Origin of the sequence: Vibrio sp. B7 (genome assembly GCF_963888765.1) — a bacterium.
Taxonomy (GTDB): domain Bacteria; phylum Pseudomonadota; class Gammaproteobacteria; order Enterobacterales; family Vibrionaceae; genus Vibrio; species Vibrio anguillarum.
Map to the genome: position 1 here is coordinate 132,229 of NZ_CAWPKR010000001.1, position 15,101 is coordinate 147,329.

At 46.8% G+C, this 15,101-nt stretch carries 17 protein-coding genes; 1 reads left to right on the forward strand and 16 read right to left on the reverse strand.

All coding sequences use genetic code 11. The annotated features are described in order from the left end of the window. Positions 1–18 precede the first annotated feature (18 nt). Positions 19–951: a 50S ribosomal protein L3 N(5)-glutamine methyltransferase gene (gene prmB, locus AACV32_RS00625; protein ID WP_013856325.1), complete on the reverse strand. Its 933-nt coding sequence runs from the start codon at positions 949–951 to the stop codon at positions 19–21. Positions 952–1,014: 63 nt separating this feature from the next. Between prmB and smrB the strand changes: the two genes are divergently transcribed. Continuing rightward, a complete protein-coding gene (smrB, locus tag AACV32_RS00630; RefSeq protein WP_013856324.1) occupies positions 1,015–1,545 on the forward strand; it encodes an endonuclease SmrB in 531 nt (176 codons plus the stop codon). 56 nt (positions 1,546–1,601) lie between these two features. On the opposite strand, the gene flhB is transcribed toward smrB, so the two are convergent. From flhB to fliE, 15 genes are all read right to left on the reverse strand, one after another. After that, complete coding sequence (flhB, locus tag AACV32_RS00635) at positions 1,602–2,732, reverse strand: flagellar biosynthesis protein FlhB (RefSeq protein WP_013856323.1); 1,131 nt, start codon at positions 2,730–2,732, stop codon at positions 1,602–1,604. Positions 2,733–2,741: 9 nt separating this feature from the next. Beyond that, a complete protein-coding gene (gene fliR / locus AACV32_RS00640; RefSeq protein WP_013856322.1) occupies positions 2,742–3,524 on the reverse strand; it encodes a flagellar biosynthetic protein FliR in 783 nt (260 codons plus the stop codon). Positions 3,525–3,532: 8 nt separating this feature from the next. Beyond that, positions 3,533–3,802 (reverse strand): flagellar biosynthesis protein FliQ, encoded by a 270-nt coding sequence (gene fliQ, locus AACV32_RS00645; RefSeq protein WP_013856321.1) that lies wholly within the window; start codon positions 3,800–3,802, stop codon positions 3,533–3,535. A gap of 11 nt (positions 3,803–3,813) precedes the next feature. Next, positions 3,814–4,713: a flagellar type III secretion system pore protein FliP gene (fliP, locus tag AACV32_RS00650; protein ID WP_038170156.1), complete on the reverse strand. Its 900-nt coding sequence runs from the start codon at positions 4,711–4,713 to the stop codon at positions 3,814–3,816. After that, complete coding sequence (gene fliO / locus AACV32_RS00655) at positions 4,700–5,080, reverse strand: flagellar biosynthetic protein FliO (RefSeq protein ID WP_013856319.1); 381 nt, start codon at positions 5,078–5,080, stop codon at positions 4,700–4,702. Before fliO ends, fliP begins: the two co-directional genes overlap by 14 nt. 33 nt (positions 5,081–5,113) lie before the next feature. Beyond that, the gene (gene fliN, locus AACV32_RS00660) at positions 5,114–5,524 is read right to left on the reverse strand and encodes a flagellar motor switch protein FliN (RefSeq protein WP_010318705.1); all 411 of its coding nucleotides are present in this window, start codon (positions 5,522–5,524) and stop codon (positions 5,114–5,116) included. Between the two features lie 17 nt (positions 5,525–5,541). Next, the gene (fliM, locus tag AACV32_RS00665) at positions 5,542–6,594 is read right to left on the reverse strand and encodes a flagellar motor switch protein FliM (protein ID WP_088729043.1); all 1,053 of its coding nucleotides are present in this window, start codon (positions 6,592–6,594) and stop codon (positions 5,542–5,544) included. Between the two features lie 7 nt (positions 6,595–6,601). Then, a complete protein-coding gene (fliL, locus tag AACV32_RS00670) occupies positions 6,602–7,099 on the reverse strand; it encodes a flagellar basal body-associated protein FliL (protein WP_013856316.1) in 498 nt (165 codons plus the stop codon). A 33-nt stretch (positions 7,100–7,132) separates the two neighbouring features. After that, the gene (locus AACV32_RS00675; protein ID WP_170895564.1) at positions 7,133–9,178 is read right to left on the reverse strand and encodes a flagellar hook-length control protein FliK; all 2,046 of its coding nucleotides are present in this window, start codon (positions 9,176–9,178) and stop codon (positions 7,133–7,135) included. A gap of 172 nt (positions 9,179–9,350) precedes the next feature. Then, positions 9,351–9,803: a flagellar export protein FliJ gene (gene fliJ, locus AACV32_RS00680; RefSeq protein ID WP_013856313.1), complete on the reverse strand. Its 453-nt coding sequence runs from the start codon at positions 9,801–9,803 to the stop codon at positions 9,351–9,353. Positions 9,804–9,806: 3 nt separating this feature from the next. Next, positions 9,807–11,129: a flagellar protein export ATPase FliI gene (gene fliI / locus AACV32_RS00685; RefSeq protein WP_170895565.1), complete on the reverse strand. Its 1,323-nt coding sequence runs from the start codon at positions 11,127–11,129 to the stop codon at positions 9,807–9,809. Further along, entirely contained in the window at positions 11,129–11,932 is an 804-nt protein-coding gene (gene fliH, locus AACV32_RS00690) for a flagellar assembly protein FliH (RefSeq protein WP_017048870.1), read from the reverse strand. The genes fliI and fliH overlap by 1 nt, the downstream gene beginning before the upstream one ends. A 30-nt stretch (positions 11,933–11,962) precedes the next feature. Beyond that, positions 11,963–13,012: a flagellar motor switch protein FliG gene (fliG, locus tag AACV32_RS00695; protein ID WP_013856310.1), complete on the reverse strand. Its 1,050-nt coding sequence runs from the start codon at positions 13,010–13,012 to the stop codon at positions 11,963–11,965. After that, entirely contained in the window at positions 13,005–14,747 is a 1,743-nt protein-coding gene (gene fliF / locus AACV32_RS00700) for a flagellar basal-body MS-ring/collar protein FliF (RefSeq protein WP_170895566.1), read from the reverse strand. The genes fliG and fliF overlap by 8 nt, the downstream gene beginning before the upstream one ends. A gap of 14 nt (positions 14,748–14,761) precedes the next feature. Further along, positions 14,762–15,073 (reverse strand): flagellar hook-basal body complex protein FliE, encoded by a 312-nt coding sequence (gene fliE, locus AACV32_RS00705; RefSeq protein ID WP_010318714.1) that lies wholly within the window; start codon positions 15,071–15,073, stop codon positions 14,762–14,764. Positions 15,074–15,101: the final 28 nt, after the last annotated feature.

A 15,101-nucleotide genomic window follows, 5' to 3' on the forward strand; every position in this document is an offset into this window, starting at 1 on the left:
TTTATTGTGCGTACGGCATTAGTCAATATAAAGCGCAAAGTCGCTAGCGCAATCAACCAACTGCTGGCGAGTCAGCATGAATACGCCATGCCCGCCATTTTCAAACTCAAGCCAAGTAAACGGAATGTGGTCGTATTGGTTCATCATATGCACCATCGAATTGCCCACTTCACAAATCAAAATACCGTTATCAGTGAGGTACCCCGCCGCATTGGCCAAAATACGACGCACCAATTTCAAACCATCGGTACCGGCGGCTAAGCCGAGTTCTGGTTCGTGTTTGAACTCTTTGGGCAAACTATTCATATCTTCTTGATCCACATACGGTGGATTCGACACGATTAGGTCATATTTCTCTTTTGGCAAATCACGGAATAGATCGGAACGGATCGGGAAAACTTGTTGCTCCATACCGTGATCTTGAATATTTTGCTCTGCCACTTGCAGTGCGTCGGTTGAGATATCAATCGCATCCACTTCAGCATCAGGGAACGCGTGGGCGCACGCAATGGCTATGCAACCGCTGCCAGTACACAAATCCATAATGCGTACAGGCTCGTCGATCAACCAAGGTTGGAACTGCGCTTCAATCAATTCGCCAATCGGTGAACGTGGCACCAGTACTCGCTCATCCACATAAAACTCAAGGCCACAGAACCAGGCTTTATTGGTTAAATAAGCGATAGGAGTACGTTCATTAATACGCTTAATCACACGTTCAACAATACGCAGACGTTCACTGCCTGTTAAACGAGAATTCAGTACATGCGGAGGAACATCAATCGGAAGATAGAGTGTCGGTAGGATTAGCTGAACGGCTTCATCCCACGCATTATCGGTCCCATGACCATAAAATAAGTTGGCGGCATTAAAACGGCTGACCGTCCAACGAATCATATCTTGAAGCGTGTGAAGTTCAGAAACCGCCTCTTCTACAAAAATCTTATCCAAAATTGCCTCCGAAAAGCGCTACAATACTGCCAATATCGATCTGTTAGAAAATGACCAAACCCAATGAGCCAAAAAGAGACCGAACACGATGACGCTTTCGACTTGTTTCGGGATGCAGTAAAGGGCGTTAAAAAGTTGCGACAGGATACCATAATCCAGCCGCCAAACAGAAACCCCAAACAAAAAGAAATCCGCCGTATTGCGCGGGAAGCCAGCGATACCGAATTTTATTTTTCCGATGAGTTTATACCAAAACTCAGCGATGAAGGACCGACGCGCTATGCTCGTGATGATGTGTCGAAATATGAAGTTAAACGGTTAAGACGTGGCGTTTATGTGCCGGATGTGTTTTTGGATATGCACGGCATGACACAGCAAGAAGCGAAACGAGAACTTGGGGCGATGGTTGCTTATTGTGTGAAAGAAAATATTCACTGCGCTTGTGTCCAACATGGGATCGGTAAACACATTCTCAAACAAAAAGTTCCTCTCTGGCTCGCTCAACACCCTGATGTGATGGCATTTCATCAAGCCCCTCTTGAATTTGGCGGGCATGGCGCGGTGTTGGTGCTGCTTTCTATTCCTGATAAGTGATTTAAACTGACGCTAACTTCAGCATTAACGCTTTTGCCCCAGCATAACGATGAGGATTAATGCCGTAAATCCGGTGGAATCGGCATGTTATTCTCATCGAGTTTGGGTCTTTGACCACCGCGTTTACGATACTGCTTAAGCTGAAAGACATAAGCCAGTACCTGCGCAACCGCCACGAAAAGCCCGTCGGGGATCTCCTGCTCAAGATCGGTTGTGTGATAAAGCGCTCGAGCCAAAGGCGGTGCGGGGATGATGTGTATATCATGCGCACGTGCTACTTCACGAATTTTCATCGCCATGTGATCGACGCCTTTAGCCACCACAATCGGTGCTTTATCCGTATTTTGTTTATAGCGCAGCGCAACTGAGAAGTGTTCTGGGTTGGTGATGATTACATCCGCTTGTGGCACTTCCGCCATCATCCGCCGCTGGGCCGCTTCACGCTGCAACATCCGAATTCGGCCTTTAACCTCAGGTTTTCCTTCCGTATCTTTGTATTCGTCTTTTACTTCTTGCTTGGTCATTTTTAATTGGTCAGCGTGCTGCCAGATTTGGAATGGGATATCGATGGCGACCACGACCAATAAAGAACAACTGATCAGCAACACAAAGTTGAGCAAAATATCGAGCGCATGGAAAATATTTTGTGGATAGACATCCATGCTCAGTTGAAATAGATCTTCTTTCGATGCATTGATCAGATAAAAAGCAACGCCAGAAACAAGCAGTACTTTTAAAATGGACTTAAATAACTCAACCCAACTTTGCAAACCGAACATACGTTTTAAGCCACTGAGCGGGTTCATTTTGGAGGGCTTTGGCATCGCAGCTTCGACAGAAAAGTTAATTCCACCAATGCCAGCCGCGCCAATTAATGCAGCAATAAATAACGTAATTAAGATAAGCGAGAGTGGCAATATCAGGGTCGCAAGAGAACCAGCCGCAATATCAAACAACTTTCCGAGATCAAACACTTCTTCTCGGCTTAAGTTGAAGATTCGCCCCATCAAAGCGTACAAAGCTCGGGCTAACGATTCGCCAAACCACATCAATGCAATCGCACCCACCACCAGTACAGAAACGGACGCTAACTCTTTTGAACGAGCGACTTGACCTTTTTTTCGCGCCTCGTCCAATCGCTTGGGCGTGGCGTCTTCGGTACGTTCTTGACCGTCTGACTCTGCCAAACGCGCCTCCTAACAGTTCATACGGATAAGGCGACAAATTTGTTGCTCGCCTTCTAACCAGAATAGTTCGTAGTGACTATACAGGCCGCCTAAAATATACCAACAGAGTAACAAGCCGACCAAAAGCGCAAACGCAAAACCCAACGAGAAAATGTTGAGCTGAGGGGCTGCACGAGTCATCACACCAAATGATAAGTTGACGGTTAATAGCGCAATGATGCCAGAAAGAGACATACTCAGCGCCACTTTAAACATAATTCCTAGCCACAATGCGAGCTCACGAAAATCCACGGTCGTTAATGCCCCATCGCCAATAGGCAAGGTTTTGAAACTGAATACCACCAGTTGGATCATCTTTAAATGACCATCGGTTGCTAAGAAGAACAAGGTCGCTAAAAACATAAACAATTGACCAAGCAAAGGGGTGTTCTGCCCGTTTACGGGGTCGACCATTGAAGCAAAACCTAAGCTGGCTTGCATACCCAATATTTGGCCAAGCATAACAAAGGTTTGGATTATAAACTGGGTGATCATGCCCATTGCAACGCCAATAATAATCTGCTCAAAGGTGGTCAAAAAACCTTTAAATGAAAGTAGTTCAACGGTCTCTGAAACGGCAGGAATCGCGGGCATCACGGCGAAGGTAATAGCCAAACCTAAGTAGAGCCGCACTCGGGTCGGAACAAAGCGGGCCCCAGTGACTGACATCACCATCAGCATGGCGGAAATACGAGTGTAGGGCCAAAAATAGCTAGCAATCCACTCTAAAACGAGGCTTGTTGGGTACTCCATTCAAGCTCCTAGTACAGCACCTGTGGTAGCCGTTCAACGATAGAGAAGAAATACTCCATCAACATCTGCGTCATCCAATGGGCAAAGAACATCAGTGCCAGTAACGTCACAATGAGACGCGGTAAAAAGCTCAACGTCTGTTCGTTAATTGAGGTCGCGGCTTGGAAAATGGCGACCACTAAACCAATCAACAAACTCGGGATGATGATGGCGCACACCATGATAAGCACCATCCACAGTGCGTCTCGAAACAGCTCAACAAAGACTTCAGGAGTCATTCGCGCCCTCGCTATAAAGCAAAACTGCCGGCTAGCGTTGAGAGGATCAAGTTCCATCCATCCACTAGTACAAACAGCATGAGTTTAAAAGGCAGCGAGACGATCATCGGCGAAAGCATCATCATACCCATCGCCATCAAAACAGACGCCACCACTAAATCAATGATTAAAAAGGGTAAAAATAGCATAAAGCCGATTTGAAACGCCGTTTTTAGCTCCGAGGTGATGAACGCAGGGATCAGCACCGCCATCGAGACCTCTTCAGGATTGGTTGCGTCAGAGCCCGATATCTCAACAAAGGTTTCTAAATCTTTGACTCGCGTCTGTTTCAGCATGAAGGCTTTTAGTGGCTCTTGAGCCGTATCAAACGCTTGACGCGCCGTCATCTGCTCATTGAGATATGGCTGCACAGCTTGCTCATTAATGGCGTTGATGACTGGTGACATAATGAAAAAAGTGAGAAAAATAGCGATGCCGATAATTACTTGGTTTGACGGCGTTTGTTGCAGGCCCATTGCCTGGCGCAAGATCGACATCACAATCACGATACGTGTAAAGGAAGTCATCAAAATGACCATGGCAGGCAAAAAACCCAACATGGTCATCAAGGCTAAAATTTGTAGATTGATCGAGTAATCTTGACTGCCATCTGAATTGGTCGTCATGGTAAATGCTGGAATACCGCCACCACCACTGACGCTACCAGCGGCTATCGTTTTAGAGGCGCCACTGTCTTTATTCATCGCCGTTACTGTCACCGTTTCTGCGCCTACGGCGCTGGAAGGAATTGGTGTGGCTAACTCTTGCTCTGAAAACGCAAACGGGGTAAACAATAATGCAACCAGCAACATAGAAAGATGCCATAGATGAGCAAGGTAACCCAATGAGGCCGTGCGACTATTTCTTGTCATTTTTCTTTAGCAGCTGAGTCAGTTGACCGGCAAACGGACTGACCTCAGCCTCCTCCTGTTTGAGTGGGGCATCTAATTTTGCGATCAATTGGACGGATTGTGACGTGACTCCGACGAGAAATTGTTCTTCTCCCGCTTGCACAATAACGATACGCTCTTTAGTACCCACTGGCAGTTGACGTACAATGCTCAACCCTTTTTGATTACCGAACGTGGGCACTCGCATTCGTTTTAACACCCAAGCCAAAAAGAGAATTAGCGCAATAACGAACAAAAGCGACCCGAAAGTGGTCGCTAAATCTAAGTGATCATTCGGCGCTGCCATCGCTTGGCTTGAACAGAGCAATAAACCGATCAGTTTTTTCATCCAAATACTTCTTTTTCGTAAGCTGACGTTATGCTAACGCAGCTTTTTAATACGCTCAGTCTGGCTGATTACATCGGTTAAACGAATACCGAATTTATCGTTAACCACTACCACTTCTCCATGAGCAATCAAGGTGCCGTTCACCATCACATCCAATGACTCACCCGCGATGCGATCAAGCTCAACCACCGAGCCTTGGTTCAATTGCAGTAAGTTACGAATGCTGATCTTCGAACGCCCCACTTCCATCGAAATGGTCACAGGAATGTCCATGATCGTATCAAGTTTGCGGCGCTCATCTTCGGTGATCGGTGGTGAAGTGTCTTTCAATTCATCAAGAGGCGCGGCCAGAATTTCATCTACATCAATACTAGGCGCGGATGGGTCTTCCCCTAATGCGGCTGCCCATTCGTCTGCCAATCTTTGGTCGTCACTTGGTTCCATCTTCGTTACCTACTCTATTATTCTTCGTTATCTTCTTCGTCATCATCTTCAAATTCAGACATGATGTCTTTGCCTAAAAAGGCGAGATCCGTTTTTACTACATCAGGGCGTTTAATTTTTTCAGAGACTTGAACCGCCATTTTTTCACCAGAGCGGCCCATTTTCACTCGGTAAGTTGGCAGCTCTTCAACAAACATCGTTGCGTTTTTTGGCATTTTAATTGGGATGATATCGCCTACTTGTAGATCCATTAAGTCACGCAATGAAATGTCTTGTTCTAATAAATTGACTCGGAAATTGACGGGTACATCCATGATCTCTTCGCGCAGTGCAGAACTCCAACGCACATCGGTTTCCATTTTATCCGACTGGACACCCGCATCGAGTAACTCACGAATGGGTTCAACCATCGAATAAGGCATGACCACGTGGAAATCGCCGCCGCCGCCATCGACTTCGATATGAAACGAGCTCACTACGATCACTTCCGTTGGGCTGACGATGTTAGCCATACTTGGGTTCACTTCTGAATCCAAATATTCAAACTCAACGCCCATCACCGGTGACCAAGCTTCTTTGTAGTCACCGAAAACAATTTTTAACAGTAATTGAATGACACGTCGTTCTGTTGGCGTAAATTCGCGCCCTTCAATTCGAGCGTGGAAACGTCCATCGCCACCAAAAAAGTTTTCCACCAAAATGAAGACTAAACGCGCTTCCATCGTGACCAACGCTGTCCCTTTTAACGGACGAAAACGCACCATGTTCAAACTAGTCGGAACATAAAGCGTATTTTGGTATTCACCAAACTTCATCATCTGTACGCCGTTGATCGACACTTCAGCCGTTTTACGCAGCATGTTGAACAAACTAATACGCATGTGACGAGCAAAACGTTCGTTGATAAGCTCCAGCGTAGGCATGCGCCCACGGACGATACGGTCTTGTGAAGAGAAGTCAAAGTTAATCGCCGACTTATCGGCAACATCGTCATCGTCTTCCGCCTCATCAACACTGTCTACACCATGAAGCAGGGCATCAATTTCGTCTTGGCTTAATAAATCAGTCACTTCTCACCTACTGCATTACAAAATCGGTAAACAACACTTTTTCGATCACAGGTTGCCCAACCGCTTTAGTGAGTGCCGCTTTAATATCATCGGTCGCCTTATCTCTCAGCTCAATTCGCCCGGTAGGGCTACGAAGCTGTTCCACAGTGGCAGACGCAAAAGTGGCCAGTAAAGAGCTTTCCACTAAAGGTGAATGGTAACGTGCAAGGCTTTCATTTTCTGAACCTCGCACCATCAACTGCACTTTGATTTGCACCAAACGATCTTTCTTATCACCCGTGACGTTAAACACAAACGGCTGTGCAATATTAACGTAAGCCACAGGATCCGTTGGCAAAGCTTGCTGCGCTGCGGGGGCTTGCTCACTCGTGGCTTCACCCTCATCTCCGCTCATCAAAAAGAAAGCTGCACCACCACCAAGCAGTAACACTACGGCAGCAATAATGATAATCAGCAGTTTTTTCTTCCCTTTGGGGGCTTCCGCGCCTAACTCTTCATCGGCCATAATGTTCTCTATGTCGTTATTTTTAATATTAGTTTAAGCGTAATAACTGATTCCATCACGCTTTGATGCGACATTCAAATCAAGTTTGACGTCTGTATCAAGGTTTTCTTCGTCTAAATAGCTTCCGTTGCGCGCCAATTGACCAGATTGAGCATCCCCGTCGGCAGTGTAGCGCGCTTGTTGCTGACCAGCGCTCTGTTGTTGGACAGAGGTCTCACCCAACTGCACACCTTGTTGTGCCAACATTTCTCGTAGCCTTGGCATAGATTGTTCAATCACATCACGTGCTTGATGGTTAGCGACCGTAAAATGAACCGTCGTATGATCACCATTCATATTCATACGAATTTGTAAACGCCCCAATTCCGGTGGATCTAAGCGAATATCGACATGTTTAAGGTTTTTCGACATCATCATTTGCAGCCGTTCCGCCATTTGCTCACTGGCCATTTCTCGGTTAAGCAACAAAGGAGGCTGTTGCGCGGCTTGCAAGTTGTCAGCACGGCTCTGCGTCGCGTTCAAACCATGTTGCCCCAAAGCACTCGAAAGCTGCTGCGCTAATGTGCCCTCTTTTTGCTCTTGAGCCGACCCTGCATCATTCACACCCGATAACGCTTTCGCGCCTAATCCGGCTTTGAATAGCGCGGGGTTGAGTGGCAATTCTGCATGGGTTGCAGCTGGTATCGCGGCCGCATTCGCTAACTGTTGTATTTGTACATTGGATAACTCATTGCTTGCTGTCACAAGAGGTGACGATGCTAGTGCGGCTTTATCTGCCGCCGCGGCAGCCTGCATGGTTTGAGATTGTTGCTGAGCTAAGGCTTGCTGAACAGAATGGGCTAATGAAACCGGCGTATTTTTACCCTTGAGGACCGTTTCACTTTGTGCCACGTCTAGAGGTAATGCTTGCCCTTCGGCAACAACTGTGTTCGCCCAAGGAATGGCAGCGGCAGTCAATAACGCCTCTGTGGGCAGTCCTTGCTGATCATTTTCCGAATCGGTTTGAGGTGTATTCGTAGATGGAGAGAGTGGCAACTTGCCCTCTGCTAAATTTGTTGTCAATTGTGAATCAAGTGCTTGCGCTTCAACCAAAGGTGATGGCTCTATGGGCATGGTGTTGTCACTTTTTGCCACCGCGTTAACTGCTGCATCGCCAACTTCAGTTGTGGCAAGTAAAGTGGCCTCATCTTCTATCGCTTGCGACAAAGCGCTTGCTTGCACTGACTTTGTATCTTGAGGCGGCTGAATGAATTTTCGGACTGATTCCGGCAGGATGAGTTCACCATTCTCTTCAGTCTCTGCGTTTAAGCTTGATGCCGTAGGTGAACCTTCCGCAGCCATCAAACGCTCTTTGCCCTGCTGAATAGGCAGCACACGCTCTGCATCTTGTTCCGTGATGTGCTGATCAGATAATGGAGCTTGCTCATTCACTGACGCCGGTGCTACTGGTTCAGTAGTGGGTTTAGCGAATGCATCCTGTGCTGATATTTGCGCAGCCGCTGGCGCTTTTTGCTCCACTTGATCCGAGGAGTCACCTGCGTTGTCGTCGATTTGCACGTCTACCGGATGAGTGTTTTGTGGCAAGGTTTTGCCGTTTTGGTCAGCAAGTGCTTGATTGGCGCTATTTAAACGGCCAAGGATTTCATCGCCATCGCTCATCACTTGTGCTGTTTTCTGCTGAAGAGCGGAGTCATCAACCTCTGCTGAAGGGGGTGATTTTGTTTGCGCGGTATCAACATCGGCCTCTTCACTCAATGCCTCACCAAGTTCTTTATCTAACAAGGCATCGCTACTTTGGGCTGCCACGTCATCGGTGAGCACAGCTCCCTCATCAAGCGCCTTAAAGTCAGTTTCTGCCGAAGATTCAGTGCTACGACCCATAATGAGGGCGGTCAGTTTTTCAAAAAAACCTTGAGATTCAGAACCTTCACTCACCGCATCAGAGCCTGCTTTACTCACGCTAGCCATTTTAGAGGTGTCGGATGGTGTTGTAATATTTACATTCATATCCATGATGCTCGCACTAAAAACAGAGGATGACGCGGATTCATTATTGGCCAGTAAGTCATGTTTCATCATTTTTTGACGATGGCGCAGTGGATTAACCTAATGAACTCCGTGATTAGTCAGAAGCAAGAAATGAGCCAAGCCTTCAATATCGATAAGAAAGTATGACACCCATCTTATTGGACACGTTGACGACTTGAGGCGTCAGTGACTTAAAACTTATTTTGATTAAAACTTATGTTGCTTAAAACTTGTGTTGATTAGAACGTTGCCGACTAAAGAGCAGTGTAGAAAACTCATCCATCTGCTTCTGCTCTCGTTTATCTTGCAGACGTTGCGCTTCTATCTGTTTTTTTTCAATGAGCCATTCGTAAGAGCGTCGCTGTTTTCTCACTTCCATCCAATGCTCTTGGCAGTTATCTACCTGATTTTTGAAGTGTTGTTCTGCATCTCTTTGTTTGACAAGGGTTTCATCTAACTGGGTAAGAAATCGGTTTAAGTGTCCATATTGGCTCGCCGTCAAACCTGACATGCCGCGCTCCATAAGCTGCTGACAATAATCAAGACGATATTGCTCAATCTGCGCCAACTGCTTGTAATAACTCTCTAGCTCATCACGCGATTTAGATAACGCCATCACGGCTTTTTCTTCTTTGTCTTTGGCTTGATCAAGCAGAAACTCGAGTGCGTTATCCATCGATTACCCCACTTGCAAAACGTGCTTGAGCATATTGACGCACATGTCGTAAGGAACCGAATCCTTCATCCCTTGCTGCAAATATTCATCCAGCCTAGGTTTTAGCGTAAATGCACTGTCAATCGCAGGGTCCGTCCCCGGCTTGTAAGCACCGATAGAGACGAGATCTTGATTTTTCCGGCAGATGGAGAGTATTTGACGCACCGCTTTCGACATCAACAGATGTTCATCGGTGGTGATTTGTGGCATAACACGGCTGACCGATTTCTCTACATCAATCGCTGGGTAATGTCCGGCATCGGCCATTTCACGTGATAAAACAATGTGACCATCAAGAATGGCTCGCGATGCATCAGCGATCGGGTCTTGTAGATCATCCCCTTCGGTGAGCACGGTAAAGAAAGCGGTAATCGATCCTTGGTGAGGACCGCCATTTCCCGCTCGTTCAACCAAGGCGGGCAGTTTAGCAAACACCGATGGCGGATAACCTTTTGTGGCTGGCGGCTCACCCACAGATAACGCAATTTCACGTTGCGCTTGGGCAAAACGAGTCAACGAGTCCATTAGTAGCAATACATCTAACCCTTGATCACGAAAGTATTCCGCAATCGCTAACGCGGTTTGACAGCCTTTTAAACGCATCAGCGGTGAGGAGTCCGCAGGCGCGGCTACTACAACTGAACGTTGACGTCCATCAACGCCTAAAATCTCTTCTATAAACTCTTTTACTTCGCGGCCACGTTCACCAATCAGCCCCACCACCACCACTTGAGCGGTTGTGCCACGAGTCATCATGCCAAGCGTTACCGACTTACCGACACCAGAACCGGCAAATAAACCAATCCGCTGCCCTTTACCCACCGTCAGTAAACCGTTGATCGCTTTTAGGCCAACGTCCAGAGGTTCTGTTATGGGTTTGCGAGCTAATGGATTGATGGGGTCAGCATTAAACGATGCGCGCTTTTCGGTATAAATAGGCCCCAGCCCATCGAGTGGATTACCGACACCATCAATCACCCGTCCAAGCAGCTCCATCCCGACTGGTAGGCCAGCGTCCCCTGTCATTGGGGTAACTTTAGCTCCGGGCAGTACGCCTGTTATCTGTTCGCTGGGCATCAGATAGAGGTTATCGCCAGAAAAGCCAACCACTTCCGCTTCCATTTCTCCGGACATGGTTTCTACTTTACATAAGCTACCAATAGGGGCTTTACAACCGGTAGCCTCAAGGGTTAAACCAACCACACGGACCAGTTTGCCAGATGCCATTGGGCGGCAGGTTAACCCTTTGGTTTTATATTGACTAAGGCGATCGGCAAGAGACAACACTATTGATCACCTTGTTGGTGACGATTGGTGCCACAAAAACTTTTCAACACGCTACGAATGCGATCTTCCATTCGATAATTCACACTCGATTCACCTGCTTCAATCTGGACGTCACCGCGATTTAATGCCGGCTCTTTGACCAATGTCCAGTTTCGGAAATCCAGCTCTTTTTCGCCATAAGCAGAATGAATCACGTCAACATCTTCTGGATGGAGTTTTAATGTGATGGCATGACCGGATACAGGCAGGGATTCAACCGACGATTTGATGGTATCTAAGATCACTTGCGGATTAGTTTGTACCTCAACGTGAACGACTTCTTTGACCAAGGTTAAAACCATATCGACCAGCTGTTTTTCGACTTGGGCATTCATCAACTCTAGCGGTTGAGCAAATTGATTGGCAAGACCAACGAAAATATCAACCTGCTGCTGGATGAGGGTTTGCCCTTCAGCGACACCCTCGGTTTTGCCTTGCTCAACACCTTCTTGGTGTCCTGCAATCAGCCCTTCTTCTTTGCCTTTTTCATAGCCTTGTTTGAATCCGGCTTCTTGGCCTTGGTGCAAACCTTCTTGATAAGCCCCTTGTTTGATCTGGCCAATCTCTTCTTCGCTGAGTTGCAGCGGCTCTTCGACCACTGGCTCATCAAAACTTGGCATCCAACCGGGGTCGTAGTTCATTGCCGTTTCTTTGGCTTTTTTATTGATCTCTGCGCCGTAGTCCGGCAACCCCCACTTTTTGGCTTGTTCAATATTAGCGTCTGCATCTAAACGTAAAAAGCCGCGTTTTCTTTCTCCAGACATAATGCTACCTATTGTTGAGTCAGGGTTAGATTATAAGAATTCGTCTGCGCCGCCAGACAGCATAATTTCGCCACTGTCGGCCATACGACGTGCAATCGCCAGAATCTCTTTTTGCGCCGCTTCGACATCTGATACTTTAATCGGAGGCATGGCTTCCAGATCATCTTTCATCATCTCAGCTGCACGTTTTGACATGTTTTTGAAGATCTTCTCGCGCAATGCGTCATCAGCACCTTTAAGTGCTTTTTGCAGTACATCTTGCGGTACATCACGCAGCAATTTTTGAATGCCTTGGTCGTCCACTTCGACTAAGTTCTCGAACACGAACATCAGATCTTGGATCTGCGTTGCCATGTCTTCATCTTGCTCACGCATCTGATCCATGAGGATGCCTTCGATATTGTTATCGAGGTAGTTCATGATATCAGCCGCGGCTTTCAAGCCACCAATTTTCGCCGCTTGCGCGCCCGCTTGACCGGCAAATTGTTTCTCCATGATTTCATTTAGTTCTGCCAATGCCGAAGGTTGTACTTCTTCAAGGTTGGCAATGCGCATTAATAAGTCTAAACGGTCACGTTCAGCAAACTGCGCCAAAATTTCAGCTGATTGATCCGGTTCTAAATACGATAAAACAATGGTTTGGATTTGTGGGTGTTCATTAACAATGATGCTCGCCACTTGTCGTGGGTCCATCCATTTCAATGAATCCAACCCTTTTGAACCCGTGCCAAGCAAAATTTGATCGACCAAGTTATTGGCTTTATCGGCACCTAATGCAGCGATAAGCGCGTTACGCATAAAGTCTTCGCTGCCCATACCGATATTGGTGTATTTCTGAATATCTTCGAGGAAAGCACGATGCACCGCGCCCACTTTCTCTTGGCTAAGCTCTTTCGCCTTCGCCATCGCGCTACCGACTCGTTGTACCTGCTTAGGTTCAAGATGGCGGATGATGCCAGCGGCGTCCTCTTCGTTTAAGCTCAACAACAAAATAGCCGCTTTTTCATCACCAGAAATTGTTGAAATATCAACCGATGATTCTGTCACTTCTGTTCCACTCTTATTTTTATTATCAGGCATTTTGCATCCAATTCTTCACTACTTGAGCCGCAAGTTCAGGCTCATTGGCCACTAGAGCACGCACCGCTTTCAGTACATCCTCATCCTTGTGTAAGTTTGGCAAATCAATACCGGAACCAAACTCAAAGAGATCACCGCCGTCAATACCACTGCCAATTAAACTGGTTTCACCATCAGCACCAATGGGTAAACCATCAGGTCCGTACATTGGGTCATCATCATCCGCAGCAGGGTTGAGCAGTTTTTTCAGCGCAGGACGAACTAACACTAAAATCACAACGACAATCACTAGCGCACTGGCGAACCAACGAATCCAGTCGTTGAAGTTTGGATGCTCCCAAATAGGCACATCAGCCATAGTTTCAACTTCAGGCACAGCAAATTGCATGCTAAGCACATTCAATAAATCGCCCCTGCTTTCATCAAACCCAACCGTCCCAATTAGCACTTGACGCACGGCATTAATTTCACTTTCACTCAGCGAAGTGTAGGTTACTTCTCCTGTCTCTGGGTTCACTGAAGAACGGTTTTTAATCGCTACCGCCACCGTTTGTCGGTTAACAACACCGGACTGCCTGCGCTCATGGCTAATGGTAGTATCGAGTTCAAAATTGCGCGTGGCTTCTTTGTGCACAGAACCTTGCCCAAGTACCGAGCCATCTTTCATCTGCGCGACGTCTTGTGGGATAGAAGCATCCGCAGGTGGCTGATTACTTAATGCACCTGGAACGCCAGCCACCACATTGCCGTTGTTATAGTCTTCAAGCGTATATTCGCTGCGTGTCGCTGGCGTATTCGGGTCAAAGCGTTTACGCGTTTGTTCAATGGCACTGAAATCCAGTTGGATATCCACTTGGGCGGTATAATTACCAAAACCTAGAATTGGGATTAATACCGAATCAATTTTTTCACGCAGCGCCTCTTCTTGCTTGCGTTCAAGTTCTTGTTCTTTACGACGAGCAGAAGAGACGGGGTCTTGAGAGCCTGAGCTGAGCAACCGACCATGTTGATCAGTCACGGTAATTCGATTGGGCTTCATCCCTGGCACAGCGCTGGCGACCATATCGACAATAGAGTCGACCTCTTCTTGTTTGAGATTCGCGCCAGTTCGCAAGGTAAGAAATACGGAGGCAGAAGCATCTTGGTTATGACGAACAAATACGCTTTGCTTTGGCAGCGCCAATAATACACGAGCTTTGTTGACAAGCTTCATCTCTTCGATTGCTTTAGCAAGTTGACGCTCACGGCTAAGTTTAAGGCGCTCTTGCTCAAGGCGCTGAGAAACACCAAAGCCCATGTCTTGCATCAAGATTTCATCGCCCGCTTGCTTGTTTTGATTTAACCCTGCACGGACGAGGTTGAGTTTTAAGCTGTTGTATTCACTTGATGGCACTAAGATAGTATTACCATCTAATTTGTAGGTTAGTTTCTGCTGATCAAGATAATCGAGGACAGGAATAAGTTCTTCGGTTTCATAAGCGCCAAGCGGGCGCATTTCAGGTTCTCGAACCCAAAAGAACAACATGACAATCAGTGCCACACAGATGGAAATAGAGAGGACTAACACCACTTGGCGCAACAAGTCCAAATCGCCCATCGCAAAATCGCTTTTGGATGAACTCTTCTCTTCAAGATCTGGGTTTTGCGTGTCCATGTCTAGATCTGAACTCGCCATCAAAGCGTGGTCAGAACCACTGGTCACGGTAAGATCGGTTGTTTGCTTATCTTCTGACACGGCATCTACCTAATTTATACAGGCATATTCATGAGTTCTTTGTAGGCTTCAACAAGTTTATTTCGAACTTGAATCGTCGCTTCAAAGGCTACACTCGACTTGTTACGAGCAATCATCACATCCGATAGTGAGACATTTTCATCTCCCCGATCAAAGCGGGTTTGTAAATTACCTGAGGTCTTTTGCAAACTGTTCACGTTATTAATGGCTTTGGAAAGCATGTCGCCAAAATCAGCACTCACACTTTGTCCAGTTGCCGTAGGACGAGCATTGGTTGCTTCCAACATCATTGTTTGCATTTCGCTGTTTAAACCATCAAGTCTCATTGCTACCTCTAACGCCAAATCTTTGACT